Origin of the sequence: Nostocoides sp. F2B08, from assembly GCF_009184895.1 — a bacterium.
Lineage (GTDB): Bacteria > Actinomycetota > Actinomycetes > Actinomycetales > Dermatophilaceae > F2B08.
The window spans coordinates 89,315-114,809 of record NZ_WESE01000007.1 but is presented as its reverse complement, the minus strand read 5'-3'; the positions used below and the strand labels follow the sequence as shown (position 1 = coordinate 114,809).

At 70.0% G+C, this 25,495-nt stretch carries 25 protein-coding genes; 12 read left to right on the top strand and 13 right to left on the bottom strand.

Annotated features, from left to right (window positions below):
- Positions 1–35: 35 nt before the first annotated feature.
- Complete coding sequence (locus GA707_RS15300) at positions 36–3,047, bottom strand: AAA family ATPase (RefSeq protein ID WP_152179309.1); 3,012 nt, start codon at positions 3,045–3,047, stop codon at positions 36–38.
- Positions 3,044–4,201, bottom strand: coding sequence for an exonuclease SbcCD subunit D (locus GA707_RS15295; RefSeq protein ID WP_152179308.1), 1,158 nt, complete (start codon positions 4,199–4,201; stop codon positions 3,044–3,046). The genes GA707_RS15300 and GA707_RS15295 overlap by 4 nt, the downstream gene beginning before the upstream one ends.
- A gap of 138 nt (positions 4,202–4,339) precedes the next feature.
- Here GA707_RS15295 and GA707_RS15290 point away from each other — a divergent pair, with 138 nt between their 5' ends.
- Entirely contained in the window at positions 4,340–5,842 is a 1,503-nt protein-coding gene (locus GA707_RS15290; RefSeq protein ID WP_152179307.1) for a glutamate--cysteine ligase, read from the top strand.
- Here GA707_RS15290 and GA707_RS15285 read toward each other — a convergent pair.
- On the bottom strand, positions 5,823–6,437 hold the full coding sequence (locus GA707_RS15285; protein ID WP_152179306.1) for a histidine phosphatase family protein: 615 nt from the start codon (positions 6,435–6,437) through the stop codon (positions 5,823–5,825). The genes GA707_RS15290 and GA707_RS15285 overlap by 20 nt on opposite strands.
- A 59-nt stretch (positions 6,438–6,496) precedes the next feature.
- Between GA707_RS15285 and GA707_RS15280 the strand changes: the two genes are divergently transcribed.
- From GA707_RS15280 to GA707_RS15270, 3 genes are all read left to right on the top strand, one after another.
- A complete protein-coding gene (locus GA707_RS15280; protein ID WP_152179305.1) occupies positions 6,497–6,949 on the top strand; it encodes an OsmC family protein in 453 nt (150 codons plus the stop codon).
- Positions 6,950–6,952: 3 nt separating this feature from the next.
- Complete coding sequence (locus GA707_RS15275) at positions 6,953–7,579, top strand: L-threonylcarbamoyladenylate synthase (protein ID WP_152179304.1); 627 nt, start codon at positions 6,953–6,955, stop codon at positions 7,577–7,579.
- Positions 7,580–7,696: 117 nt separating this feature from the next.
- Positions 7,697–9,646, top strand: coding sequence for an alpha-amylase family protein (locus tag GA707_RS15270; RefSeq protein WP_226963844.1), 1,950 nt, complete (start codon positions 7,697–7,699; stop codon positions 9,644–9,646).
- On the opposite strand, the gene GA707_RS15265 is transcribed toward GA707_RS15270, so the two are convergent.
- From GA707_RS15265 to GA707_RS15255, 3 genes are read right to left on the bottom strand one after another with little or no spacing between them, the layout of a single operon-like run.
- Positions 9,628–10,911, bottom strand: a complete 1,284-nt coding sequence (locus tag GA707_RS15265; protein WP_152179303.1) for a glycoside hydrolase family 1 protein — start codon at positions 10,909–10,911, stop codon at positions 9,628–9,630. The genes GA707_RS15270 and GA707_RS15265 overlap by 19 nt on opposite strands.
- Positions 10,908–11,318, bottom strand: coding sequence for a DUF2177 family protein (locus tag GA707_RS15260; protein WP_152179302.1), 411 nt, complete (start codon positions 11,316–11,318; stop codon positions 10,908–10,910). The genes GA707_RS15265 and GA707_RS15260 overlap by 4 nt, the downstream gene beginning before the upstream one ends.
- A gap of 22 nt (positions 11,319–11,340) precedes the next feature.
- Positions 11,341–12,492 (bottom strand): methyltransferase domain-containing protein, encoded by a 1,152-nt coding sequence (locus tag GA707_RS15255; protein WP_226963843.1) that lies wholly within the window; start codon positions 12,490–12,492, stop codon positions 11,341–11,343.
- 77 nt (positions 12,493–12,569) lie between these two features.
- Between GA707_RS15255 and GA707_RS15250 the strand changes: the two genes are divergently transcribed.
- Both GA707_RS15250 and GA707_RS15245 read left to right on the top strand, forming a co-directional pair.
- Positions 12,570–13,091: a GNAT family N-acetyltransferase gene (locus tag GA707_RS15250; RefSeq protein WP_226963842.1), complete on the top strand. Its 522-nt coding sequence runs from the start codon at positions 12,570–12,572 to the stop codon at positions 13,089–13,091.
- Positions 13,088–13,945 (top strand): hypothetical protein, encoded by an 858-nt coding sequence (locus GA707_RS15245; RefSeq protein ID WP_152179300.1) that lies wholly within the window; start codon positions 13,088–13,090, stop codon positions 13,943–13,945. Before GA707_RS15250 ends, GA707_RS15245 begins: the two co-directional genes overlap by 4 nt.
- Before the next feature lie 19 nt (positions 13,946–13,964).
- On the opposite strand, the gene GA707_RS15240 is transcribed toward GA707_RS15245, so the two are convergent.
- The 3 genes from GA707_RS15240 to GA707_RS15230 all read right to left on the bottom strand — a co-directional run bounded on the left by GA707_RS15240 (position 13,965) and on the right by GA707_RS15230 (position 16,754).
- Positions 13,965–14,306, bottom strand: coding sequence for a cupin domain-containing protein (locus GA707_RS15240; protein ID WP_152179299.1), 342 nt, complete (start codon positions 14,304–14,306; stop codon positions 13,965–13,967).
- Between the two features lie 21 nt (positions 14,307–14,327).
- Entirely contained in the window at positions 14,328–15,926 is a 1,599-nt protein-coding gene (locus GA707_RS15235) for a Na+/H+ antiporter NhaC family protein (protein WP_152179298.1), read from the bottom strand.
- A gap of 138 nt (positions 15,927–16,064) precedes the next feature.
- Positions 16,065–16,754 carry a hypothetical protein gene (locus GA707_RS15230; protein ID WP_152179297.1) on the bottom strand — a complete coding sequence of 230 codons (690 nt, stop codon included), beginning with the start codon at positions 16,752–16,754 and terminating at the stop codon, positions 16,065–16,067.
- A gap of 201 nt (positions 16,755–16,955) precedes the next feature.
- Here GA707_RS15230 and GA707_RS15225 point away from each other — a divergent pair, with 201 nt between their 5' ends.
- Both GA707_RS15225 and GA707_RS15220 read left to right on the top strand, forming a co-directional pair.
- Positions 16,956–18,116: a sensor histidine kinase gene (locus GA707_RS15225; protein WP_152179296.1), complete on the top strand. Its 1,161-nt coding sequence runs from the start codon at positions 16,956–16,958 to the stop codon at positions 18,114–18,116.
- A gap of 44 nt (positions 18,117–18,160) precedes the next feature.
- Positions 18,161–18,802 (top strand): response regulator, encoded by a 642-nt coding sequence (locus GA707_RS15220; RefSeq protein WP_370460052.1) that lies wholly within the window; start codon positions 18,161–18,163, stop codon positions 18,800–18,802.
- On the opposite strand, the gene GA707_RS15215 is transcribed toward GA707_RS15220, so the two are convergent.
- The gene (locus tag GA707_RS15215) at positions 18,766–19,479 is read right to left on the bottom strand and encodes an AAA family ATPase (RefSeq protein ID WP_226963840.1); all 714 of its coding nucleotides are present in this window, start codon (positions 19,477–19,479) and stop codon (positions 18,766–18,768) included. The genes GA707_RS15220 and GA707_RS15215 overlap by 37 nt on opposite strands.
- Positions 19,480–19,545: 66 nt before the next feature.
- On the opposite strand from GA707_RS15215, the gene GA707_RS15210 reads away from it, so the two are divergent.
- Positions 19,546–20,058: a hypothetical protein gene (locus GA707_RS15210; protein WP_152179294.1), complete on the top strand. Its 513-nt coding sequence runs from the start codon at positions 19,546–19,548 to the stop codon at positions 20,056–20,058.
- Here the strand turns inward: GA707_RS15210 and GA707_RS15205 are convergent.
- On the bottom strand, positions 20,039–20,518 hold the full coding sequence (locus GA707_RS15205) for a single-stranded DNA-binding protein (protein ID WP_152179293.1): 480 nt from the start codon (positions 20,516–20,518) through the stop codon (positions 20,039–20,041). The genes GA707_RS15210 and GA707_RS15205 overlap by 20 nt on opposite strands.
- Before the next feature lie 129 nt (positions 20,519–20,647).
- Here GA707_RS15205 and GA707_RS15200 point away from each other — a divergent pair, with 129 nt between their 5' ends.
- Complete coding sequence (locus tag GA707_RS15200; protein WP_152179292.1) at positions 20,648–21,136, top strand: GNAT family N-acetyltransferase; 489 nt, start codon at positions 20,648–20,650, stop codon at positions 21,134–21,136.
- A 67-nt stretch (positions 21,137–21,203) separates the two neighbouring features.
- A complete protein-coding gene (locus GA707_RS15195; protein WP_152179291.1) occupies positions 21,204–22,787 on the top strand; it encodes a M15 family metallopeptidase in 1,584 nt (527 codons plus the stop codon).
- Between the two features lie 72 nt (positions 22,788–22,859).
- Here the strand turns inward: GA707_RS15195 and GA707_RS15190 are convergent, their stop codons facing one another.
- On the bottom strand, positions 22,860–24,221 hold the full coding sequence (locus tag GA707_RS15190) for an MFS transporter (RefSeq protein ID WP_152179290.1): 1,362 nt from the start codon (positions 24,219–24,221) through the stop codon (positions 22,860–22,862).
- A gap of 324 nt (positions 24,222–24,545) precedes the next feature.
- Between GA707_RS15190 and GA707_RS15185 the strand changes: the two genes are divergently transcribed.
- Positions 24,546–24,902, top strand: a complete 357-nt coding sequence (locus GA707_RS15185; RefSeq protein ID WP_152179289.1) for an RNA polymerase-binding protein RbpA — start codon at positions 24,546–24,548, stop codon at positions 24,900–24,902.
- A gap of 69 nt (positions 24,903–24,971) precedes the next feature.
- Here GA707_RS15185 and GA707_RS15180 read toward each other — a convergent pair whose 3' ends face one another.
- A complete protein-coding gene (locus GA707_RS15180) occupies positions 24,972–25,481 on the bottom strand; it encodes an FxsA family protein (RefSeq protein WP_152179288.1) in 510 nt (169 codons plus the stop codon).
- Positions 25,482–25,495: the final 14 nt, after the last annotated feature.

The following is a 25,495-nucleotide window of genomic DNA, read 5'->3' as shown; positions in this document are numbered from 1 at the left end:
CCACGTCGACCGCGATCGACCGCACGGCAGACGAATCACGCCCCGGCGCGCACCTCGACCGCGGAGCCCGTGGCGGTTTTGGTCACCACCACCTGATGGGTGATGCGGGAGCGAAGGTCGCCCACGTGTGAGACCACGCCGACGGCGCGGCCTCCCTCGCGTAGTCCGTCGAGCACGCCGAGGACCTGCTCGAGCGACTCGTCGTCGAGGCTGCCGAACCCCTCGTCGACGAAGAGCGTGCCGAGGTCGACACCACCGCTCTCCTCGCGCACGGCATCGGCCAGTCCCAGCGCGAGCGCGAGCGAGACCATGAAGGACTCGCCCCCCGACAACGACGACGTGGCACGGGCCCGTCCGGTCCACTGGTCGAGCACCCGAAGATCCAGACCGCTCCGGCCGGAGCCCGCGACCCGGTCGTCACTGTGCTCGAGGAGATAGCGCCCGGCATCCATGCGGATCAGGCGCTCGTTGGCCAGCGCGACGACCTTCTCGAGCCGAGCCGCCAGGACGTACGACGAGAGCCGCATCCGCAAGGTGTTTCCGCCGCCGACACCCGATACGGCATCCGCCAGGTCCTTGACCTCGGCGGCCCGGGTGCGGGCCGAGTTCAGCCGGTCGGTGAGCACCGCGAGAGGACCCAGAATCGAGCGCAGGACGCCGAGCCGGGTCTCGGCCGCCGTATGCGCGGCCTGGGCTTCGCGCACGAGTCGCCGGGCCCGTGTTTCGGCCCGCTCGAGGGCGTCCAGATCGGGTGGGTCGACCGTGAGAGCGACGCTGACGGGCGGGTCGGTCAGTGTGGCCTCGGTGACCGCCAGGGTCTGCTCGTGTTCGGCGATCACGGCCCGGTGACCGTCGAGGGTCGCGGGGGGCCATCGGGCGGTCCGCGCCGCGTCCAGGCCGTCGAATCCTCGCTCGGCGGCGGCGTGGCGGGCGGCCGCCTCCCGATCGGCCCGTCGGGCCTGGGCATCCGCGAGGGCGCCGTGGCAGACGCGAAGGCGGTCGACCGCAGCGGCGAACAAGCGGTGCCGGGTGACGACGGCCTTGACGTCGTCGTGGTCCGCGGCGCCTCCGCCGCAGGGGCAGTCGTCGTGAGCGGTTGCTCGCGACGAGATTCGGTCGACGAGGTCGTCGCGCGCCGTCGTCGCCGAGCGCAGCGAGGAGGAGGCGGCGGCCGCGGCGGTGGAGGACTCCGCCACTCGCGCCGATGCAGCCGCGGCGGCGGTGCGGGCGGCGTCGAGACGCTCCTCGAGCGTGGCGATCTCGTCCATGCCCCGGCCGGCCTCCTCGATCGTCGCCGCGAGCTCGTCCCTGCGCCGGCGCAGGTCCGCCGGATCGGCCTCGGACTCCGGGCCGAGGCGGTCCCGCAGCGACTCCTCGCGCGCCAGTTGTGCGGCGGCACGACGGTCCAGCTCTGCGACCTCGGTGCGGAAGCCCTCCAGTCGGGCCTCCCAGGCGAGGACCTCCTCGGCGTCGACGACCGACGCGCCGGATGCCGGATCGGGGTGCGCCGTGCTTCCGCAGACGGCGCACGGCTGACCGGGCTCCAGGCCCATCGCGAGCTCGCCCGCCATCCCTTCGAGTCGCCTCTGTCGCAGGTCGATGACGGTCTGCTGCGCCCCGAGGAGTCGCTCACGCGCATCAGTGAGGGTGGACGTCGTCTCGGACCGAGCCCGCCGTAGCGACGTCAGCTCCTCGAGCAGTCCGAGCCGCTCACCCACGGCTGCCCGCTCCTGGGTGGCCGAGGTCAACCGCGTCGAGATACCGCCGAGGTCGGTGAGCCGCTGCCCGACGCCGACGACCTCGGCCTGCGCGTGCTCGGCGCGGTCCACCGCGGAGTCAAGGACGGCGAGCGCGGACGTCGCCGTCGTCCTCGCGCGGTCGAGGAGCGCCTCGGCCCGGGCGAGCTCGTCGGCGAGGTGGGCCAGCTCCGACACCACGGCGTCACCATCGCGCACGCCGTCGACAAGCTCCGCCACCAGCCCGTCGTCAACCGTCTCCGGTGTCAGACCGAGCCCCGCGGCTGCCCCGCCGAGCTCGGCGAGGTGGGAGTCCTCGTCACGCACGGCGTGCTCCAGGCCGTCGAGGTGGCCTGCGAGACCGTCCGCGGCGAGCGCGCGGGCGACCTGGACGCGCAGCTCCTCGATCCGGGCGCAGCGGGCCAGCTCCGCGGTGCGCCGCGCCTGGGCACGCTCACCGCGCTCGCGGTGAGCGGCGAGGGTCCTGCCCACCTCGGCGGCCCGAGCGGTTGCGGAGAGAGTCCCGGTCGCCGCATCGGCGGCGGCGAGCAGATCACCGACCTCGCGTTCGAGATCACCGATAAGGGTCGCGAGCAGCTCGGGCAGACGATCCGAGGGCGTTTCGCCCCAGGGCTGCTCCCCGGCATCCGGGGCGTGGTCGTCGAGGCGGTCGATCTCGCGGCTCAGGGCCGCCGCGAGCTCTTCGACGACGGCAGCGGTGCGCCGACGCTCCTGGACGAGCCACTCCTCGACGTCGATGTAGGTGGAGATGTCGAACAGCCGCTCGAGCAGCGCCCGGCGGTCTTCGGGCGAGGCGCGGAGGAACGCCGAGACGTCGCCCTGCGGGAGCACGACCACCTTGGCGAACTGCGCCAACCCCATCCCCAGCACCTGGTCTAGCAGGTCGGCCACCTCGTCGTGCCGTGTGGAGAGCGGCCGCCAACCCATCCCGGTCCGCTCCGCGAGAACCACCGAGGCCGGGACCCGGGTCGTGCCCGAGCCGCGGCGTTTCGGGCGAGAGTAGTCGGGACTCCGTTCGATCCGGAACCTCCGGCCGCCCGAGGTGAACTCGAGGGTGACGACAGGACGGGTGCCCTCGGGCGCGTGGTCGCTCACGAGGCCGCGTCGAGTCCGGGAGCCGGGGACATCCGCGAAGATCGCGAAGCAGACGGCGTCGAGCAGGCTCGTCTTGCCCGCCCCGGTTGCACCGTGGATGAGGAAGAGGCCGGCCGCACACACCGCGTCGAAGTCGACCTCGACCGGGTCAGGGAAGGGGCCGAACCCGGCGACACGCAGGGCGTGGAGCCTCATGCGGCGCCGACCTGCCCCTCGTCGCGCGTCGCCGCCCGGGTCTCCCGTGAGCGTCCGAGGGCCTCTTCGAAGAGGCCGGTCTCGTCGCTCGTGGTCGGTGTTCCGCCACGGACGTGCGACAGGAAGTCACAACACACGTCCAACGACGTGCGGGCGGCGACCCGGGCGGTGTAGGTCGAGTGCTGCGAAGACCCGCCACTGGGCTCGAAGCGGAGCTCGAGGGTGTGTGGGAACCGGGAGCGCAGGCGGTCCATCGCGCCCAGCGGACGATGCGCGTCGGTGAGCGTGATCTGACACCAGGCGGTCTCGGCGTGGGCGTGAGCGCGCGAGGTCAGGAGCTCGTCGAGCTCGCCTCGCAAGGTGGCGATCCGGCGGTGCACGGGAGCCTCGACGGTCTGGACACGAGCACCCGACGGGTCGAGGTCGACGAGCAGGCTGCCCTTGGTGTGGCCGACCTCGCTGAAGGACATCGCGACCGGAGATCCGCTGTACCGGGTGGTCTCCGCAACCTGCTGGCGACCGTGGAGGTGCCCGAGGGCGACGTAGGAGTAGCCGGCGAAGACGTCCGGATGGACGGCGCCCAACCCCCCGGACAGGATGTCCCGTTCGGAGTCGGTGGTCGCGCACCCGGTCACGAACGTATGGGCCATGACGACCGACGTCGTGGCGCCGCGCACGAGTCCGGCGGGGGGGAGCATGGCGAGGACGGTCGTGAGAACGTCGGTATGCGTGGGCGAGCAGTGCAGTATCGGTGCGACGAGGCGGGGCTCGAGGTAGGGAATGGGATAGACGGCTGTGTCCCGCACGACGACCGGTCGAGCCACGTCCCCCAGCCCGGTGCGCACGTGGACGCCCGCCCGCTCGAGCAGACCCGAGGCGAACCCCAGGCGGACGGCCGAGTCGTGGTTGCCGCTCGAGACGATGACCTGGGCACCGGCGTCGACGAGCCGCACGAGGGTCTCGCTGAACAGCTCCACCGTGTCCGGGGAGGGCATGGCCCGGTCGTAGACGTCTCCGGCGATGAGCACCGCGTCGACGTGCTCGGTCCGGACGACCTCGATGAGGTGCTCGACATAGCCCCGCTGCGCATCGAGCAGACCGACCTGGTGGAAGGCCCGGCCCAGGTGCCAGTCCGAGGTGTGGAGGAACCGCATACCAGCAGGCTAGGAGAGCGCACCGACAGCGCCCGGGAGGGTCGGCCCCGCGGTTCGTCCGCGTGTTGCGCAGGGCGATGGGCCACGAGGGATCCCGATAGCCTGCCGCGCGCGCCCACACTCTGGTTGGATCGGGTCATGGGAGCCGAAGTCAGTGCACAAAGCTTCTCCCGCGAGGAGCGGCAGCGGTACCGCGAGAAGGTCCGTCAGAACCTCGACGTGTTCGAGCAGATGCTCGCCACGAGCCAGTTCGAGTTCGACAAACCGCTCACCGGCCTCGAGATCGAGCTCAACCTCGTCGATGACGCCTACCAACCACGCTTCGGCAACGCCGAGGTCCTCGAACACATCGCGAACCCGGACTACCAGACCGAGCTCGCCCAGTACAACATCGAGCTCAACGTCGATCCTCGGCCCCTGCCGGGGGAGGAGGCCCTCGGCCTGGAGCAGGAGCTGCGGGACTCGCTCAACGAGGCAGAGCGACGGGCCCAGGAGGTCGGGGCCAGGATCGTGCCGATCGGCATCCTCCCGACGATCATGCCCGAGCACTTCGCGGGCGAGTGGATCAGCGACAACAACCGCTACACCGCTCTGAACGACTCGATCTTCGTGGCCAGGGGTGAGGACATCTACCTCGACATCGACGGGCCGACGGGGGAGCGGCTGGCGACCTACTCGGACTCCATCGCACCGGAATCGGCCTGCACCTCCGTCCAGCTGCACATCCAGGTCGCCCCCACCGAGTTCGCCAACTACTGGAACGCCGCGCAGTCGATCGCCGGACCGCAGCTCGCCCTCGCCGCCAACTCGCCGTTCTTCTTCGGCCGCCGCCTGCACGCGGAGACCCGCATCGAGCTCTTCGCGCAGGCGACCGACACCCGACCGATCGAGCTGCGCAACCAGGGCGTGCGTCCCCGGGTCTGGTTCGGTGAGCGGTGGGTGACCTCGATCTTCGACCTCTTCGAGGAGAACGTGCGCTACTTCCCTGCCCTCCTTCCCGAGTGCAGCGACGAGGATCCGGTGGCCGTCCTCGCGAGCGGCCGCGCGCCCCAGCTGGCCGAGCTCCGACTCCACAACGGGACGGTCTACCGGTGGAACCGCCCGATCTACGACACCGTCGACGGCAAGCCGCACCTGCGCGTCGAGAACCGCGTGCTACCGGCCGGGCCGACGATCTGCGACGTCATGGCGAACGCGGCGTTCTACTACGGGCTCGTCCGGACCCTCTCCCAGGAGGACCGTCCGGTCTGGACCCAGATGAGCTTCGCCGCCGCCGAGCAGAACTTCAAGGAATGCGCCCGACGCGGGATCGAGTCGCGGGTGTACTGGCCGGGCTTCGGGGAGGTCGGCGTCGACGAGCTCGTCCTGCGCCATTTGCTGCCGATGGCCCATGAAGGGCTGGCGGACTGGGGCGTGGCGAGCTCGGTCACGGACCGGTACCTCACGGTGATCGAGGGTCGGGCCACCACCGGCGCCAACGGAGCGACGTGGCAGACCGACACGGTCCGGGCGCTCGAGGACCAGGGCCAGGATCGCGCGAGCGCCCTGCGCGGCATGCTCGAGCGCTACGTCGAGAACATGCACACCAACGAGGCGGTGCACACGTGGCAGGTTCCCTCTTCTACGCGTTCCAGCGCTTGACCGCCGGCTGCCCGCGCTCGACCTCGAGCACACACAGGGATCCGGCGTCGAGCAGCAGGTGGGCACCGAACCGCGGCTGCTGACGCAGATAGGTCGCCGCGAGGACCCGCAACGCGTGACCGTGCCCGAACAGGACGACGTCGCGTTCGGCGAGGACCGGACTGACGCGGTCGAGGACCCGGGAGGCGCGCGCCGCGACCTCCTCGACGGTCTCGCCCGGGCTGTCCCCGGGCACGACGCCGTCATCGAAGACGGTCCACGCGTAGCCGAGCTCCTCGCGGATGTCCGGGGTCGTGCGTCCCTCATATCCGCCGTAGTCCCACTCGCGGAGGTCGTCGTCGACGACCGCGTCGGGGAAGCCGGCCAGCTCCGCTGTTCGGCGAGCCCGGCGCAGCGGTGAGCACAGTGCCAGTCCGACGTCGAACGCAGCCAGCCGCTCGGCCAGTCCCCGGGCATCGGCTTCGCCCTGGGGGAGGAGCGGCAGGTCGGTCGTGCCGGTGTGCCGGCCGTTCTCGGACCACTCGGTTTTCCCGTGGCGGACGAGGACCAGGCGGCCCCGGTCATGGCGGGCTGGACGCGCGGCTTGGGGGTGCATGCGGCTCATTCTGTTCTAGTGTGCCTGTGGGAGTCTCGGCGAGAGTGAGGGAATCGACGATGGGCGAAAGCACCGAACCGACCGGCGGAACCGGACTGGGCCGTCGGAGTGTCGCTCTCAGCAGGGTGGCCCAGGGTGTGTACGAGGTCACCAACGAGCGGGGCGGGAGCATCAGGCTCGGCAACGGCAGAACCGCGGACTTCACGCCGGTCGAGCTGCTCCTGGCCGCCATAGCGGGCTGCTCGGCTGTCGACGTCGACATCGTGACCAGCCGTCGGGCCGAGCCCACCGCGTTCGCGGCGACGTCGACGGGGGTCAAGGCGACGGACCCGGAGAACGGTAACCACATGACCGACCTCGAGGTCACCTTCACGGTGCGGTTCCCCGCCGGGGCCGACGGCGATCGGGCGCGCGAGATGCTCCCTCGTGCGGTGGCCATGTCGCACGACAGGTTGTGCACCGTGTCCAGGACCGTGCAGCTCGGGACTCCGGTCGAGATGAAGGTGGAGTGAGCCGTGGCCCGATATCTCGACATCCACCCCCACGACCCGCAGCCGCGCCTGATCGCCCAGGCGGCCGCCATCCTCGCTGACGGGGGTCTCATCGCCTACCCGACCGACAGTGGCTACGCCCTGGGGTGCGCGCTCGGCAACCAGGAGGGCAAGGAGCGTATCGCCCGGATTCGGCGGCTGGACGAACGGCACCACTACACGCTGGTCTGCTCATCCTTCGCCCAGCTCGGCCAGTTCGTTCTCATCGACAACTCGGTGTTCCGGGCGATCAAGGCGGCGACGCCTGGGCCGTACACCTTCATCCTCCCGGCCACCAAGGAGGTGCCCCGCCGCCTCATGCATCCCAAGAAGAAGACGGTCGGTGTGCGCCTTCCGCACCACCGCCTCGTCTCGGCCCTCCTCGCCGAGGTGGGGGAGCCGCTGCTGTCGTCGACGCTGATCCTGCCGGATCACGACGAGCCGCTGACCGAGGGGTGGGTCGTCGGGGACGAGATCGGCCACCTCGTCGACGCCATCATCGAGGGGGAGTGCGGACTCGAACCCACCACCGTCGTGGACTTCTCCGACGGGACGCCCGTCATCGCCCGGCAGGGAGCCGGGGACGCATCGTTGTTCGTCGAGGGAGCCTAGCCACCCGCCGCTCGCTGCGGGTCGCCCGCCCGCACGGTGGGTGGAGTCGGGTGCGTTGTCGATCCCGTGGGGCCACGACGCTGCGAAAGCGTTTTCGTGTGGTGTTGAATACTGCCCATGATGCGCGCGCCGGAGCAGGTTCGACGGACCACCGCCGCCCACCTGCGCGAGTCCCGGTGCACCGCGGAGCACGGCCGCGCGCTGCTCGTGCGCATCGACCGGTTCTGGGACGATCTCCTCCAACCGCTCGAGCGGCTCTACCCCGACGGCGACCCCGGGGCCGTCGCGGCGGACCTCGTCGAGCGGGCGACCCGCGCATACCTCGAACGAACCGACGACCTGCACCTGCTGGACTACAAGCGGGCGCTGACGCCGGACTGGCTGCAACAGCCCGGCCAGGTGGGGTACGCCTGCTACGCCGACCGCTTCGCCGGGACGCTGATGGGCCTGACCGAGAAGGTCGACTACCTGAGCGAGCTCGGTGTCACCTACCTCCACCTCATGCCTGCGCTCAAACCTCGCGACGGGGACAACGACGGCGGCTACGCGATCGCCGACTACCGGACCATCCGACCCGACCTCGGGACGACGGACGACCTGCGCCACCTCGCGACCACCCTGCGCGGTCACGGGATCTCGCTCGTCATGGACCTCGTCCTCAACCACGTCGCCCGAGAGCACGAGTGGGCCGAGCGGGCCAGGTCCGGTGAGCAGCGCTACCGCGACTACTTCCACATCTTCCCGGACCGCACCGTTCCGGACGCCTACGAGCGGACCCTGCCCGAGGTCTTCCCCGACTTCGCGCCCGGCAACTTCACGTGGGACGAGGACCTGCAGGGGTGGGTGTGGACGACCTTCAACGAGTGGCAGTGGGACGTCAACTGGGCCAACCCGGACGTCCTCACCGAGTACGTCGACATCATCCTGTTCCTCGCCAACCTCGGCGTCGAGGTCTTGCGTCTCGACGCGATCGCCTTCACGTGGAAGCGGATGGGCACCACCTGCCAGAACGAGCCCGAGGTCCACGACCTGACCCAGGTCCTACGGACCGTGGCGCGGATCGCGGCCTCTGCTGTCGTGTTCAAGGCCGAGGCGATCGTCGGGCCGCGCGACCTCGTGCCGTACCTCGGGGTGGGGCGGCACGTGGGCCGGGTCAGCGACCTCGCGTACCACAACTCACTGATGGTCCAGATCTGGTCGATGCTCGCGAGCCAGGAGACCTTCCTCGCCCGGCACGCCCTCACCTCGCTGCCGGCCACACCGCCGCTCGGCACGTGGATCACCTATGTCCGCTGCCACGACGACATCGGCTGGGCCATCGACGACCGGGACGCGGGCGAGGTCGGGGTCTCCGGCTTCGAGCACCGGCGCTTTCTGGCGCGCTGGTACGACGGCAGCTTCCCCGGCTCCTGGGCCGACGGGATGCTGTTCCAGGTCAACGAGCAGACCGGCGACATGCGTACGAGTGGGACGACAGCGTCGCTGCTCGGCATGGGAGGGGCCACGGGGGAGCGGCTGGACACAGCGCTCTCCCGGTACGTCCTGGCGCACGCCATGATCTACGGCTGGGGCGGACTACCGGTCATCTGGTCGGGCGACGAGCTCGCGACGCCGAACGACCCGAACTGGGCCGACGAGCCCGGCCACGAGGACGACAACCGCTGGGCGCACCGACCCCGGCTGGACTGGACCGCGGCGGAACGCCGCCATGACCGGCGCACGGTCGAGGGCCGGGCGTTCGCGGCACTGAGCCATCTGGCGCACGTGCGCACGTCGCTGCCGCAGCTGCACGCCCAAGCGCCCTCGCGCGTCGTCCGCGACACCGACAACGGGATCCTCGCGGCGATCCGGGAGCACCCGAGCGGGCCGATGGTCACGGTCTACAACGTCACCGAGAGCTGGCGGCCCTTCGCGTATGCGGTGGTCGCCGGCATGGGGATCGGCTCACCGTGGAACGCACTCGGGGACCACGGGATCGCCCCGGGCGAGGACGGTCTGGTGTGGCTCCCTCCGCTCTCGGCCTGGTGGATCGTCGACCGCCCCGACGGTCAGGGTGTCGTCGGGTAGTCGTGCCCCGCGACGAACTCCTCGTATAAGGCGTCGCCGATGCCCCCGGCGGCTACGGCGCGGGCGAGGAACCGCCCCGAGGGCCGCACCCGGCGCTCCATCGTGTCGACGTCGAGCTCGACGAGCCCGAACCGCGCGGTGTATCCCTGGGCCCACTCCCAGTTGTCGACGAGGCACCAGTGGTAGTAGCGCTCGAACGGGAGTCCGCTCGAGACCATCGCGGTCAGGTGGTCGGCGATGAACCGGGCGCGGAAGGCGTCGTCCCGGTCGGCGGTGCCGTTCTCGGTCACCCAGATCGGGCCGGGAAAGCGTCCGTGCAGCCACCGCGCCACCTCGACCAGGCCCTGCGGATGGATCTCCCAGCCCAGGTCGTTGACGGAGACCCCGTCGAAGCGGCCGTCCGCGAGTCGGCTGACGGCGCTGCGCGAGTAGTAGTTGATGCCGAGGTAGTCGTAGTGGGTCCCGGGGGTCACGTCGGCGGGCTGGGCGCCGAGCACGCGAGGGAACCGACCGCCGAGCATCGCATCGGTGATGGCCTCCTGGAACAGGTAGGCGTTCGTGCGGGCCAGCAGGCGGTGGACCGGGTTGCGCCCGTTCAGCGGGGCGAAGACGCGCAGGTGGTGGGCGATGCCGACCTTGGCATCCGGCTGCAGGTCGTGGATGAGGTGGTAGGCGCGGCAGTGCCCTCGTGCCATCGCGTTGAGGACGCGGCGGATCTCGGTCCACCCACCCGTGTGCCCTGGAGGGAACTCTCCGAAAAGGAACCCGCTCGACGCATACACGTTGGGCTCGTTGATCGTCACCCACTCGGAGACCAGGTCGCCGAAGCGGGTGACGACACGCTCGACGTGGGCCAGGAAGGTCTCGACGGCGTCGGGAGCGGTCCACCCCCCGCGGTCCTCGAACCAGGTCGGGTGACTGAAGTGGTGGATCGTCACGAGCGGACGGATGCCGCGACGGCCGAGCTCGGTGAGCTCCTCGCGATAGCGATCCACGGCCGACTGGTCGACGCGGCCCGGCTCGGGCTCGATGCGCGACCACTCCAGGCCCAGGCGGTAGATCCCCAGGTTCAGCTCGGCGAGCAGGTCGGTGTCCTCCCGCCACCGGGTCCAGTGGTCGGTCGCCGGCGTCGGCGTGCTGCCGTCGACGATGCGCCCGGGCACCTGCGCGAACTCGTGCCACTGGTTGCCGGTGTCACCGCCCTCGATCTGCACCGCGGCAGTCGCCGCGCCGATGAGGAGACCGGACAGGTCGACATGGGTCATGACGACACCCAGGGCAGGGCGCGGACGACGAGGACGGTGACAAGGGCGGTGACTGCGGTGGCGACGGCTCCCCAGGCCATGTCGATGGGTACGATCGAGGCGGGGAAGCCACGGAGCACGGCGAGGTTGGTCAGGTTCCACGTGGCGTAGGCGACGAGTCCGAGGACGGCGCCACCGACGGCTGCCGAGAGCGGGGAGTCGCGCTCCAGCGCCGGCACCGTGACGAGGTAGGTGATCCCGAGCACGTAGATCGCGTAGAAGAGCAGCGCCGCCGTCATGTCGACCCTCGGGGCGAGGAGCTCGCCGAGCCGGTCGGTGTAGATCGGCCGCCCGATCCGTCCCAGCCAGATCGCGTCGAGGAGACCGAACACGACAGCGGTGACGACCGCCGCGGAGACCCAACGCATACCGATCATCCAAGCGGATGTCTCAGGGCCGCGAGAGGAGAACGAGGACCTCACTGTGCCCGGTCTGGGGGAACATGTCGAAGACCCTGCCGCGCACGGGCCGCAATGACGGCATCGCCGCCAGGTCGGCGGCCAGGCTGTCGGGGTTGCAGCTGGAGTACAGGACGTGCCGGACGTCGCTGCGCTCGAGGTCACCCGCGAGTCCGGTGATGCCGCGCCGCGGCGGGTTGACCACGACGAGGTCCGGCGCCGGGGTGTCCCGCAGGTATGCGGTGGCGTCGCCCGCGCGGAAGTGCGGCGGGGGAGTGGTGCCGGTGAGGCGGGCGGCCGCGACGGCCTCCTCGGAGATCTCTACCCCGGTGACGGGTCGACCCGGGGCGGTGAGGTGGTGGGCGAACCCGCCGACGCCGCAGTAGAGGTCGGCGACCGAGCCGACCGGCCCGGCGTCCTCGTCGAGGTCGGCGACCCATCGGCGTGCCGTCCGGTAGAGGGAGGCGGCCACGTCGGTGTTGGTCTGGAAGAAGCTGCGGACCCCCAGGTGCAGGGTGACGTCGTTGACCCGCATGGGCAGTGTGGACTGCTCCGTGAGGACGATCTCCTCCGCGCCCTCGAGGACCGCCTTGTGCTCGGGATGGAGGTTGACCGAGACCACCCGCGCGGACGGCACCCGCCGGAGGATGATGTCGAGCCGGTCGGTGATCTTCTCGAGGTGGTGCCGGGTCCGCAGCACCAGGCGCAGCATCGTCTCGCCGTCCGGGGAGTGGGTGAGCAGGACGTACTTCAGCTCTCCGCGCCGTTGCGGCACGTCGTAGGGCAGGAGGCGTAGGTCGTCGACGACTCCGGCCACCGCGTGGATGGTGTCGCGCAGACCCGGCTCGTGGAGTGGGCAGTCCCGCAGGTCCACACCGCGCCGGTTCCCGTCCAGGATGCCGAGACGCACCGCCCCGGGGCGACCACCGGCGACGAGCTTGGCCTTGTTCCGGAAGTGCGCCGGCCGGCTCGCTCGTGGCGGAACCCAGACCCCGGCCGGGACGACCTCCCTGAGCGCCCCGCGGACATCTCGGGCCTTCTGCCGAAGCTGACGCTCGTACGGCGTCTCGATGAACGTGCACGACCGGCAACGGCCAGCCCGCCAGTACTCACAGTCGAGCAGCTCGGGGGAGGGGACGGTCACCGTCCAAGAGTAGTGAGGCCGACATGCCGGGCCGCTCGCGGAGACGGGTGTCCGTCCGCCTCAGTATCGTGGCCCGCGTGGGGCAGGCCTTCTGGATCGACACCCCGGCACCCGCCGAGGCGCCGGAGGTCGCGCGGGTCCATGTGCGCACCTGGCGCGAGACGTACGGGGACATCCTTGCCGACCGCTTCTACGGAGCCACCGCGCTGCAGTGGCGCACACAGTTCTGGACCCGAGTGCTCACGTCGGCCGGTCCTGACTACCCCGCAGCGGTCGCCCGCACTCCTGACGGCATCGTCGGGCTCGCCCTGACGGGGCCCACTCGTCCGCCGCCCGGGTTCTCGCGACGGGCGCCCGAACAGCTCTTCATCCTGTACGTCCTCGCCGCCTGGCACGGCAGGGGAGTGGGGCAGGCCCTCCTCGACACGGTCCTCGACGCACGAACGGCCGAGCTCTGGGTGGCTCGGGACAACCTCCGGGCCCGCGTCTTCTACACCCGGAACGGCTTCGAGCCCGACGGTGACGAGCGCGTGGACGCGGACTTCGACGGACTCGTCGAGGTCCGCATGGTCCGAGGACTTCGAGACGAGGACGCATGAGGGAGACTCCGGCTCTGGCCGCGATCAAGACCTACCGGTACCTCCGACTGGCCCTCGTCGGTCTCGTCGTGCTGCTCTTCGCCGCGTTGGCGATCGAGTGGCTCGCGGTCGACCGGGAGTGCGTGCAGCCCACGATCTCCGCGTACTGGCACACGCCCGGGCGCGCCGTCCTCGTCGGGGTCCTCGTCACGATGGGGATCTGCCTGATCGCCCTGAAGGGCAACGACGAAGCCGAGGACGTGCTGCTCAACCTGGCGGGCATCCTCGCTCCGGGAGTTGCGTTCGTCCCGACCACCGCATACTCGGCCTGTTCGTCATCGCCGGCCGGCACCGGGCAGGACACGGCGTCGATCTCCAACAATATGCAGGCGCTGTTCGTCCTCGGTGCGGTCGCCGTCGTCGTCGCGCTCGTCATCGCCCGAGGGGAGCGGGGGCGCACTCGTCGCCTCAGCACCTGGGACCGGGTCGGCCTGTTCCTCGGTTTCGCGGCCACGGCCGGGGGAGCGCTCTGGTTCTACCTCGACCGGGACGGGTTCGTGGCCCACGCCCACAACGTCGCGGCCGTCCCCATGTTCCTCGCCATCGTGGCGGCCGTCTGGGTCAACGCCCGCGACGTGCAGGAGACCATCGAGACGCATCCTGCGCTGCGCGCCGTCCGAGGCCGATACAGCATGGCCTACCGGAGTATCGCCGTCGCCATGCTCGCCACCCTCGTCCTGGCCGTCGTCGGCCACCTGGGCGGCTGGACCAATGCGCTGCTCGTCGTCGAAATCCTGCTCATCGCGCTCTTCGCGGCGTTCTGGGTGATCCAGACCCGTGAGCTGTGGAACCAGGGGCTGCGCGAAGCGGAGTGAGCCCGCGCGACGTGACAGGTCAGGCCACCCAGATCTTGCGAAGGGTGTTCGTGATGGTCCACGTCGTCTGCTCGCCGGCGTGGAGGCGGACGACGACCCCGGGGGCCAGGTCTACTGCCTCGCCGTTCTCGAACTCGACGCGACCGGTCCCGGAGAGAACGACGAAGATCTCATCGACCTCGGTGTCGCGGACCGCTCCTTCGGTGATCTCCCAGACGCCCACCTCGACATCGCCCACCATCCCGAGGACGCGGTTGGCCGTGGTCGGCGTTCCGTGGACGACCCGTGGATCCGGTCGGTGCGTGAGTCGACAGCGGGCGACGTCCGCGGCGAGGAGACGGGAGGACGTGGATTCGGTCATCCGCCGACCCTAGCGCCGCGGTCAGCCGCCAGTGCGCGCGGCGACCCGCTCGTCGGTGAGCGCGGGGGACATGCGTCGGATGACGACGAGCACGATCGCGACGACGACGACGAGCGTGAGGAACCCGACGAGCACGCTGCCGGTGACCGCCAGCGCGCAGTAGGCAAGGAGTGCGGCGAGAGCGCCGATGAGTGCGTAGGGCAACTGCGTGGTGACGTGGGTGATGACGTTGCACGCCGCCCCCGTCGAGGACAGGATCGTCGTGTCGGAGATGGGCGAGCAGTGGTCGCCGAACACGGCGCCCGCGAGGACGGCCCCGAGGGCCGGCAGCAGCTGCTCGGTCGCCCCGAGGGAGTTCATGATGTCTCCGGCAATCGGGATGAGGATGCCGAACGAGCCCCACGACGTGCCGGTGGAGAAGGCCATCACAGCGGCGACGATGAACATCACCGGGACCAGCCACTGCGGCGATATCCCGGCATCCTCGACCAGTCCGCCGAGGAACTCGCCGGTGCCGAGCTGGGAGATGAGCGAGCCCAGGGCCCAGGCCAGGAGAAGGATGTAGACCGCGGGGAGCATCGACTTCAGGCCCTCGAGCAGCCCCTTGCCGAGCGTTCCCCATCCGAACTTGGGATTCTCGCTGGTGTAGCGCGCGTAGTAGTAGAGGGCGGTCCCGAACCCGAGTGCGCCGCCGTACAGCAGGGCCTCGGTGACGTCGGTGTTGGCGAGGATGTCGAGCGGTGCCCAGCTCCGCGGGTCACCTCCGGAGTAGCCGGTCCAGATGATTCCGCCGAGAACCCCGAGGACCAGCGCCACGAACGGAACGATGAGTGAGCGTTTGGCGCCGGGTTCGTGCACCGGCAGGTCCTCCGTCAGCTCCCCGGGGATCTCCTGGCCGGGCTCGTAGGGGTGACCGTCTTCGATGGCCCGGCGTTCCTCGGTCCGCATCGGGCCGAAGTCCACCTGGAGCGCGACGACGAGGATGATCGTGAGGATCGCGGCCATGGCGTAGTAGTTGGTGGCGGCCGCCCCGAGGAAGGCCTCGACGTCGCTGACCGCCAGGGCCGAGGCCGCGATGACCGGCGACATGATGCCGATGATCGAGGCACCCCAGCTCGAGAAGGGTGCCAGCACCGCCACCGGGGCCGACGTGGAGTCGATGAGATAGGCCAGCTTGGCGCGGGCAACCCGGTGCCGGTCGGTCACCGGCCGGGTGACCTGACCGACGGCCAGGGCGTTGAAGTAGTCGTCGATGAAGATCGCCATGCCGAGTCCGGCGCCGAGGCCCTGTGCCCCGCGGCGGGTCTTGATCTTCGTCATGGCCCAGTCCGAGAAGGCCTGGCTGCCGCCGGACATGAGGATCAGGGCCGTGATCATCCCGAGGGTCAGGGTGAAGACGAGTATGTAGATGTAGTACGTGTTGAGGGCCCCCTCGTCCCAGAAGATCTGGAGGAAGGCCTCCCAGGTCAACCGGAGCGTCTCGATCGGGTTGAAGCCCGCGACGATCGCCGCTGCCGACAGGACTCCGGCGCCGAGGCTCAGCACGACCTTGCGGGTCAGGATGACCAGGGTGATGGCCACGATCGGGGGAAGGATCGAGATCCAGCCGGGGTCGTCCATGGCGTCCTCCTCGGTGTCGCGGACCCGGTGGCGCCCCAGACGCCGTCGGGTGCTGTCCGGCCACCGTAGCGCGATGCGACGCTCTAGGGCGTCGCGGCGGGTGCCCACCTGCCACGACGCCCTCGGGACGAAGAGCTCTCAGACCAGCGCAGTTGCCGGGTCGGTCGTCCTCGCTGCGGCCTCGGCCTCCGTTCGCCAGTGCGACGTCGAGGAGGACCGGACGGCAACCGCGAGGGCGCCGAAAATGACGAGGTACAGCAGCCCCGATCCGTAGAAGGCCCACTCGGACAGGGAGGAGCCGACGAACTCGAGGACCAGCCAGGCCACCAGGGCGGGTCCGGCCCAGCGGGGTCCGACTCCTGAGCGCCACAGCGCGACGGCGAGGGCGGCGAAGCCCAGGACGAGCCCGAGCATGCCGGCCGCCATGAACGGGATGCCGATGCCCGCCTCGAGGCGGTCGAGAACCGCGGCGTGCGTCGCGATCCCCGCGCGGTCGTCCGCCATGGAGAGCATCGTGAGGTTGACGCCACCGTAGACGCAGTGGCCGAAACAGCTCAGGCCCACGAGGACGGCTGCCACGGTCGACAGCACCGGCGCCCGGTGCCGGGTGAGGTGTGCTACGCCGACGACCCCGATGAGGATGAAGACCTGCGACACGACCCAGGCGAGAGCGGAGAAGGTGGCCAGCGACGAGCCGGCGATGGCCTCGAGTCTGGAGACGTGGTCTCCCGCGAAGTCGGGCATGGTCGAGATGCTGGCGATGGTGAGGACGGCGGCTGCGAGCAGCGAGCCGGCCACCGTCGTCCGGGTGAGTCGGGCGAGATCCATGGTTCCTCCTGGGTCGGGGCCGGACTCTTCGGTCCGGCGTACATCGACGCTAGGGATCGACCCCGTCGGTGCGGATCGGCCGCGGGCGTGACACCGACACATCGCACGTCGCGCGTTGTGCCGGTCCGGCTGCGACGTCGGATGATCGAGGGTCGACTTCAGATGGACGGCACCGGCGTCCATCCCGTCTAGATTTGTGTTGTGGCCTCGGTGATGCGCTCTCGGTGGACGCTCGACCTGGCGCTGGCGGGGCTCCTCGCGGTCCTGGGCCTGATCGAGATCTGGCTGCCCATGGAGTCCGTCATGGGTGACGGCTCGCCGGTCGTCAGCTCGATCGGGGTGCTGTGGTTCGCTCTGCACCTGACCCAGCGTCGGGCCCGGCCCTGGATCGCTCTCGCCGGGTTGCTCGTCTGGCCGATCCTGGGGCTGGCACAGGACGGCCGGATGCAGGTGCTGTTCTTCGGACAGCTCGTGCCGGTCATGGTGCTCGTGTACTCCCTCGCCCGGCACGGTGACCGACCGGTTCGGTGGAGCGCCGCCATCTGCGGCATCGCCTTCGTGACACTGGCCGACCTGTTCATCCCTCTGTTGCGCGACCCGAGTGAGCTCATCTTCCACTGGGCGTCGATCACGCTGTCGTTCGTGCTCGGCAACGCCCTGCGGGTCTTCGAGGCGCGAGCGCGTGAGCAGGCCGTGCGAGCGCATGTCGCCGAGATACAGGCGCGCGAGAGGGCGCTGGCGGCGGTCGCCGAGGAGCGCGCGCGCATAGCCCGGGAGCTGCACGACATGGTCGCTCACGCCGTCGGAGTCATGGTCGTGCAGGCCGGTGCCGCCGAGCAGGTCGTGGAGGAGGACCCGGAGTATGCGCGGACCGCCTTGGGAACGATCCGCTCCACCGGCTCCTCGGCCCTGGTGGAGATGCGTCGGCTCGTGAGCGTTCTCCGGGAACCGGAGTCCGACATCGAGCTCGCGCCCCAACCAGGGCTGCAGTCGCTCTCGGAGCTCGTGGACCGAGCACGCGGAACAGGGCTCGAGGTCGACCTGAAGGTCGAGGGCGGCGACCGGCCACTTCCCGCAGGGCTCGACCTCGCGGCGTACCGGATCATCCAGGAGGCGCTGACCAACATCCGCCGGCACTCGAGTGCGACCCGGGCGCGCGTCCGGCTCGCCCTCGCCGCGGATGAGGTGAGGATCGAGGTGGACGATCCCGGCCCGGCACGGCGGCTCCAGGGTGGTGAGGGGACCGGACACGGCCTCATCGGAATGCGGGAGCGGGCTGCCCTGTACGGCGGGCGTCTGGAGGCCGGGCCACGCGGGGCGGGCTTCGGCGTCCGCGCGGTCATGCCCCTGGAGGAGTCGTGAGTGGGACGTCCGATGGGTCTGCGCACCGACCGCTGAGCGTGGTCCTGGTGGACGACCAGGAGCTCGTCCGCGCCGGGTTCCGCCTCATTCTCGAGCGGGCCGGGATGACGGTGGTGGGGGAGGCGGCAGATGGCCTCCAGGCCGTTGAGGTGGTGCGGGATCTCGCCCCGGACGTCGTCCTCATGGACATCCGGATGCCGCGGATGGACGGCGTGGAGGCCACGCGTCGGATCGCGAGCTCGGGGAGTGGCCGCACGAGGGTTCTGGTGCTTACGACGTTCGACCTCGACGAGTACGTCTACCAGGCGGTCGTCGCCGGGGCCTCGGGATTCCTGCTCAAGGACGTGGCACCCGACGATCTCATCCACGCGGTGCGGGTGGTCGCCCGAGGGGAGGCGATGGTGGCCCCGGCCGTCATCGCCCGGCTCCTCGAGCGGTTCAGTCGCTCCCCGGCACCGGGGGCCCTGCCCCCGGTGTGGTCGGGGCTGACGGAGCGGGAGCTCGAGGTGGCCAGACTCGTCGCCCGAGGGCTGTCCAACGCCGAGGTCGGCGGGCAGCTCTTCCTCTCCGAGGCAACGGTCAAGACGTATGTCTCCCGGATCCTCGCGAAGCTGCAGCTGCGGGATCGGGTTCAGGTCGCCGTGCTGGCCTACGAGAGTGGCCTGGTCCGGGTCGGTGGCTCCTGATCCGTGTCGAACGAGGCGACGAGTGCATCCACCTGACGTCGGGTCGCCTCCAGTGACCCCTCGTTGTCCACCACCGAGTGCGGCACCGGGGGAGGGGTGTCGGGGCGCGTCCGCCGCACGAAGGCCTCCCACTGCCCGAGCTTTCCGGTATCGAGCCCGGAACCGCGCTGCGTCAGCCTGCTCCGGAGCGCCTCGGGGCCCAGCGACACCCAGACCAGCCGGACCGGGTCTCCACCCAGCGCGGCCACCCAGTTCGTCCACGATCGCAGGTCGCGAATCTGGGTGGTGAACGGCGCGACGAGGAGCACCGGACAGCCCCCGGCGCGGATCTGGGCAGCCGACGCCGTCATCCCGGCGTACTCGTGGACCTTGACGTGGGCGTCGTACCACGAACCCTCACGCTCACCCTCGGAGCGGCCGTGGGCCCGCCGGACCTCGTCGACGAACCCGGCGAAGAGCGTGTCTTTGTCGAGCAGGGCCGGGGCGGGATGGACCCGGCGACGAAGCTCGTCGGCGACGGTGGACTTGCCCGCACCCGGCGCACCGGCCACGACCCACACGACCCCCGGCGTGCCGGCGGACGACTGTGCGGCGCGGATGGGGTCGGTCATCGTCCCAGCATGCCGCAGCGGCACGAGGGGGAGAGTGGAGTTCGAGGTCGCCGAGTAAAGTGACATAATGTCGATTATCGGCATTCGGTAATCAGGGTGTTCCCGACGGCCTGAGCAGCGATAATTCCTCTCATGCGCACGAAGACCAGGGACACATCCGAGTGGATCGTCAACGGACGGCAACGCAGCCGTCCGTGGGTCATCGTCCTCATCGTGGCGGCGATCGCCGTGCTGATCGTCCTGACCTACCAGCGGTTCATGGCGTTCGACACGGTCACCTACGAGCTGCGGTCCTGTGCGACACCCCTCGACGCACAGTCGTCCTGGAGCGACGTGGAGGCCGCAGCATGCACCCCGGTCCAGGACGACTCGGTCTCGGTCATCGTCTACGAGGGCACGTCACGGCATGAGCCGTCATCGGTCGCCGACGCGCGCTACTCCTTCGGCGACTTCCCGGTCAACACACCGGCGCACTCGGTCGAGATCACCGGCACCGAGCCGATGGGAACCGTTCTCATCGCTGAACCGACGAACGAGCGGATCCGACGTCAGATGTCCGGGAACGCCGACGGAACGGCCTGGACTGGTTTCGTCGGCGCCCGAGGCCCCACCGAGTACTGGTTGCTCATGTCACCCCCGAGCTGAGCTCCGACCCCGACCCCGTGCTTCGCCCCGTGGGCCGACTGGCCCGCACCGAGGTGGCCTCGACCTCGTACCGGCTCGCGGTCGCGCCGCCGGCGCGGAAGAAGCGCCGGCGCAAAGAGCCCTCCACCCGGGCCCGATCCCCCGCCTCGAGCCGGAGCGCACTGCGCCGGGTCCGCGCTGTCCAGCACGCCACGTCGATCACGTCCACGGTGGTTCGCTCGGTCGCGGAGCGCTTCGTGGCACCGGCGTCGCGACGGCGCCCCGGGCGTGGCACGACGAGCCGGAACGTCACGAGTGCGTCCCCGCTCGGCAGCTCACGCACCTCGGGTGCGGCGCTCACCCGTCCGACCAGGACGACCGTGTTCTCACCGTCGCCGATATCGGACGGGGAGTGCGCGGCGTCGGCGCCCCGTCTCTGTCGAGTGCGCTGCTGCTGAGGGTCTTCATCGTCGGATCTCATGGGGCGACCCTCCCCTGGCCCCGCACGTCGCCGACAGGGGCAGGACGAAGAGTGGGGACGACACTCCCGACCTGAACAGGCGCTGTGGGCGGCTGCGGAGAGCGCGGCCGGAGCAGGCAGACTGGTCCGATGATCCTGAGGGCGTCGACACCGGAGGACGACGGCGCGATCCTGGCCTGGAACGAGGCGGATGTGCACTTCCTCGCACCGATGGACGCCTCGCGTCTGGCCTTTCTGCGGCGTCACGCTCACGCAGTCGACGTGATCGAGGTCGACGACTCGCGCGCCGGCTTCGTCATCACCTTCATCGAGGGGAGCGCGTACGACTCGCCGAACTATCGGTGGTTCAGCGAGCGCGAGCCCGAGTTCCACTACGTCGACCGGATCGTCATCGACCCCGCTCACCGGGGGCGCGGGCTGGCCCGGAGGGTCTACCGGGTGCTGATGGAGCGCCATCCGAGCCGGCCGCTGGTCGCGGAGGTGAACTTCGAGCCACCGAACGCCACGTCCCTGGCCTTTCACGCTGCGATGGGTTTCGAGGAGGTCGGGCGGCTCGGGGGTCGTCCGTACGGTGTTGTTCTTCTCAGATACTCCCCACAGGTCACCCCTGAGGTTTAGTGTGAGGACGAGTAGTGGGTGGATCTTCCATCGACGTGTTGTATCGACGTGTTCGGAGTCTGGGGACATGAGGCGTTCGCGAGTCGTCCCGATCATCGGGATGAGCCTCGCCATGCTCGTCGCCGCCCCGCTGGCCCACGCCGAGCCGGTGCCGGACGCGACCGTGACCGCCACGGCCACCCTGTCCGCGACGGTCACGGCGACGACCGAGCCGGCGCCAGAACCGGCGCCCACGTCGGACCCCGTCCCCGAGCCGCCACCGCCGCCCCCCACGAGCGACCCGCCGCCGACGACCGCCCCACCGCCGCCACCGCCGACGACGACTCCTCCCCCGGCACCTACCACGCCGGCGCCGACGACCTCGAGCCCATCGGCGCCGAAGCCGAAGCCGACGACGTCGACAACGCCGACCGTTCCGCGGACCACGTCGCCGACGACGAGTCGGCCGGCTCCAAGCGAGGTCTACACGCCGCCACCGAGCCCCTGGACCGCCTCCCCCGACGATGCCACGTACGACCACCACGACGACACGCCGCTGACCCCTCGGGACGTCTCCGCGCAGCTCGCCGAGGCCGACGCCCTGATCGCCTCGCTCACCCGCGGCAACGCCGAGATGGCGGCCCTGCTCGCCAAGCTCCAGGCTGTCACGAAGGACGCGAACGACGCCCTCGAGGCCAAGGCCGCCGCCAACGAGACCGCACGCCTGAGCCTTGCTCGCGCCGCGAGCTCACGCGCCACCGCCGTGCGGCTGGCCGAGCAGTTGGCCCGCAAGCACCAGCAGCTGCGCGACTGGGCCTTCAGCGCCTACAGCGACGGAGGATCGACCGCCGAGATGGTGTCGGTGTTCGACGCGCTCATCAACGACCCGGCCGAAGCGGGCAACCCGGTCGGCGACCTGGCCTACCTGACCGACGAACGCATCCGGCTCTTCGACGACATCCGTGATCTCACCGAGCGTCAGGCGGAGGCCGCCGAACGCGCCCAGGACGAGAGCGCCGCCGCCCAGGAGGCGGCGGCCGAAGCCGCTCGTGCCACCGTTGAGGCCGAGGAGGCGCTCGAGGCACAGCGAACCGCCGTGGCGGAGGCCCAGGAGGAGCACGCATCGACCCTGCGCGAGGCCGCACCTCTCGCCGCGGTCCTGCTCGGCATGTCCTCGCCCGAGGCCAAGGCACGCGGCGAGGCGCTGCTCAAGGAGCTCACCGAGAACAACATCGAGCTCCCGGAGATCGACCAGCCGTGCAGCGACGACGAGGGCGTCTACCCCAATGGCCAGCTGCCGGCGAGCGCTCTCTGCCCGCTCTGGATGGCCGAGGCCGAGTTCGCCATCCCCAGCGCGGCAGTCGCCTTCAACGCCCTCAGCCAGCGCTTCGCCGAGGACTTCGGACGGCCCATCTGCGTGACCGACTCCTACCGTTCGTTCAGCCAGCAGGTCGCGGTCAAGGCGACGCGCGGATTCTGGGCCGCACCGCCCGGGACGAGCAACCACGGCCTCGGCAAGGCCCTCGACCTGTGCGGTGGCATCAACAACTTCGGAACGATCGAGCACCTGTGGATGAAGCAGAACGCCCCGCTCTTCGGGTGGTTCCACCCGAGTTGGGCTGCCGCAGACGGACGCAAGCCCGAGCCCTGGCACTGGGAGTACGCCGGCTGAACAGGCCCGCGTCCGCAGCCGCAGGCGTGACCCCCGGGACTACGGGCTCATCTGCACGGCTGCGCCGACCGCTCAGCTCGAGCCGACCTGACCCATCGTGTGCTCGCCGTGCTCGCGAACGGGGATCATGACGGCGAAGCCCGCGGCGAGGATGAGGACGATGCCGAGGATGCCCCAGTACTGCGTGTTGTCCTGGCCGGTGATAGCCGCACCCAGCGCGATGAAGGCGCCGAAGGCCAGCGGTGAGAGGAACGACACGACGCGCCCGGTCGTGGCATAGAGGCCGAAGATCTCGCCGCTCTTGCCCTGCGGGATGAGACGGGCCAGGAAGCTGCGGGAGGCAGCCTGGGCCGGGCCGACGAACACTGTGAGCAGCAGTCCGAGGACCCAGAAGACGGTCTTGCCCCCGTCGTGCAGGATGAAGATCAGGAGGCCGAGGGTGACCAGCGCCGCAAGGCAGATGAGGATGACCTTCTTCGGACCGATCCAGTCGTCGAGCGTGCCGAAGGCCATGGTGGCCAGCCCGGCGACGATGTTCGCGGCCGCCCCGAAGATGATCACCTCCCCGGCCGACAGGCCGAACGTGCCGGCGGCCAGGATGGCTCCGAAGGCGAAGACACCCGCGAGGCCGTCGCGGAACAGCGCGGAGGCCAGCAGGAAGTACACGGTGTGCCGGGAGGTCGACCACAGACCACGGATGGAGCGCCATACAAGGCGATAGGAGTCCGCGACGCCGACCCGCGGAGCGAGTGGCCGCGGCCGGTCGCGCAGGACGCGGAAGGCCGGAATGGTGAAGAGAGCGATCCACAGCCCGCAGACGAGCATCGACACCCGGATGTCCAGCGCGCCGTCGTCCGTCACCCCGAACGGGCCGACCTCGGGCTGGATGAAAAGGAAGAAGATGAGCAGGAGGACGAGGATGCCGCCGAGATATCCCATCCCCCACCCGAAGCCGGAGACCCGGCCGACCGTCCGTGGCGTGGCCACCTGGTCGATCGTCGCGTTGTAGTTGACCCCCGCGATCTCGGAGATGACGGAGCCGGCTCCGAGGAGCACGAGTCCCAGGATGAGGAATGCGGGCTCCGGCTGCACGAAGAAGAGCGCGGCCGAGAGAACGGCCAGGACCCACGTCTGGATCTTGAGGTTGCGCACCGTCTTGCCCGAACGGTCGGAGTTCTGACCGAGAACCGGTGCGAGCAGGGCGACGAAGAGGCCAGCGACACCTGTCGAGACGGCCAGCGCCATGGATGTGAAGTTCGTCGCACCGAACGCACTGCTGGTGAGGTAGACGGAGAAGACGAAGGTCGTGATCACCGTGTTGAACGGCTGTGCTCCCCAGTCCCACATGCCCCACGCGATGACGCGGCGCTTCGAGGAGTCCGCATTGCCCTCGAGCGCGGTCGGTCCGGTCAGGTCAGCGGGGTCCGAGATCATCGCCACAGTCGTAGACGCTATCGACTCGAAACCCGACGTGGCAGGAGTCACGACGATTCGGACGATCGTGTCATGCGCCGCGCGGTCCCCCGCCTCGACCCCACACGTCAGCTGCGCCGGTGCTCACATGCCGATAGCGCCGATGTGACAAGTTAGTTGCCGCACCGGTAACTTAGAGGCTTTAGGTGGACCGGGGCGCCTCACCCATCCGAACGGCGCCCAGCGGCGAACACCCCCACGAGACGGTGGTCCACATCATGGAACAACACTCTTCTCGCCGCCGTTGTCCTGAATCGAGACCCCGAATCCTAGGGAGATGAAGCCATGGCAGAGCGAGCCTTGCGCGGCACCAGACTCGGTGCTTTCAGCATGGAGAGCGAAGAGAACGTCGTTCCCAGCGAGCGCCAGATCACGACGTACATCTGCAGCAACGGTCACAAGATCGAGCTGCCCTTCTCGGTCGAGGCCGAGATCCCTCCCACCTGGGAGTGCCGCTGCGGCGAGAACGCCCTGCTCCAGGGGGGCGAGGCCCCCGAACTCAAGCCGGTCAAGCCCGCCCGCACGCACTGGGACATGCTGCTCGAGCGCCGCTCCATCCCCGAGCTGGAGGAGCTCCTCGAGGAACGTCTCGAGCTGTTGCGCGCCTCTCGCGGCGAGAAGCCCAAGAAGCGCAGCGCCTGAGAGACGCAGCCCAGAAGTCCTGCGGAGACTGCCCAGAAGGGAAGTCTCGAGGCGACAGCCCAGAGGCGCTCAGTCGATCACATCCCCCCGGATGGTGTCACCGGCCCCGGTCGAACCATGAGGTTCACCGGGGCCGCGCCATGTGGCGGGGTCGGCCTGGGGCACGATGCCACCGAGTAGGCGCTGCGCGACGACGCGCTCGAGAAGGCGACGTGCGACCGGACGGGTCATCGGCAGCACCACGACGAAGCCGACGAGGTCCGTCACGAAACCCGGTGTGAGCAGCAACACGCCGCCGACGAGGATCAGCGCGGCGTCCGAGAGTTCCCGGCTGGGCATCCGCCCGGTCTGGAGGGCGGTGACCAGCGCTTCCCACGCCCTGCCGCCCTCACGGCGGACGATCCAGGCTCCCAGCGCCGACTCGAGGACGAGGAGGGTGATCGTCGGCCACACGCCGATCAGCTGACCCACGGCGATCACGGCCGTGATCTCGATCAGTGGCATGACGAAGAGCAGTACGGCGATCAGCATGAGCAGTCGCCGGGACGATCGGGGGCGGGGCGGGACGGTCGGACTCATGTGTCGTGCAACGC

Coding starts and splice junctions, on each gene's coding strand:
- GA707_RS15300 (WP_152179309.1), bottom strand. CDS start 3,047: ATGAGGCTCCACGCCCTGCGTGTCGCCGGGTTCGGCCCCTTCCCTGAC.
- GA707_RS15295 (WP_152179308.1), bottom strand. CDS start 4,201: ATGCGGTTCCTCCACACCTCGGACTGGCACCTGGGCCGGGCCTTCCAC.
- GA707_RS15290 (WP_152179307.1), top strand. CDS start 4,340: ATGGGAGCCGAAGTCAGTGCACAAAGCTTCTCCCGCGAGGAGCGGCAG.
- GA707_RS15285 (WP_152179306.1), bottom strand. CDS start 6,437: ATGCACCCCCAAGCCGCGCGTCCAGCCCGCCATGACCGGGGCCGCCTG.
- GA707_RS15280 (WP_152179305.1), top strand. CDS start 6,497: ATGGGCGAAAGCACCGAACCGACCGGCGGAACCGGACTGGGCCGTCGG.
- GA707_RS15270 (WP_226963844.1), top strand. CDS start 7,697: ATGATGCGCGCGCCGGAGCAGGTTCGACGGACCACCGCCGCCCACCTG.
- GA707_RS15265 (WP_152179303.1), bottom strand. CDS start 10,911: ATGACCCATGTCGACCTGTCCGGTCTCCTCATCGGCGCGGCGACTGCC.
- GA707_RS15260 (WP_152179302.1), bottom strand. CDS start 11,318: ATGCGTTGGGTCTCCGCGGCGGTCGTCACCGCTGTCGTGTTCGGTCTC.
- GA707_RS15245 (WP_152179300.1), top strand. CDS start 13,088: ATGAGGGAGACTCCGGCTCTGGCCGCGATCAAGACCTACCGGTACCTC.
- GA707_RS15240 (WP_152179299.1), bottom strand. CDS start 14,306: ATGACCGAATCCACGTCCTCCCGTCTCCTCGCCGCGGACGTCGCCCGC.
- GA707_RS15235 (WP_152179298.1), bottom strand. CDS start 15,926: ATGGACGACCCCGGCTGGATCTCGATCCTTCCCCCGATCGTGGCCATC.
- GA707_RS15230 (WP_152179297.1), bottom strand. CDS start 16,754: ATGGATCTCGCCCGACTCACCCGGACGACGGTGGCCGGCTCGCTGCTC.
- GA707_RS15215 (WP_226963840.1), bottom strand. CDS start 19,479: ATGTCACTTTACTCGGCGACCTCGAACTCCACTCTCCCCCTCGTGCCG.
- GA707_RS15210 (WP_152179294.1), top strand. CDS start 19,546: ATGCGCACGAAGACCAGGGACACATCCGAGTGGATCGTCAACGGACGG.
- GA707_RS15205 (WP_152179293.1), bottom strand. CDS start 20,518: ATGAGATCCGACGATGAAGACCCTCAGCAGCAGCGCACTCGACAGAGA.
- GA707_RS15200 (WP_152179292.1), top strand. CDS start 20,648: ATGATCCTGAGGGCGTCGACACCGGAGGACGACGGCGCGATCCTGGCC.
- GA707_RS15195 (WP_152179291.1), top strand. CDS start 21,204: ATGAGGCGTTCGCGAGTCGTCCCGATCATCGGGATGAGCCTCGCCATG.
- GA707_RS15190 (WP_152179290.1), bottom strand. CDS start 24,221: ATGATCTCGGACCCCGCTGACCTGACCGGACCGACCGCGCTCGAGGGC.
- GA707_RS15185 (WP_152179289.1), top strand. CDS start 24,546: ATGGCAGAGCGAGCCTTGCGCGGCACCAGACTCGGTGCTTTCAGCATG.
- GA707_RS15180 (WP_152179288.1), bottom strand. CDS start 25,481: ATGAGTCCGACCGTCCCGCCCCGCCCCCGATCGTCCCGGCGACTGCTC.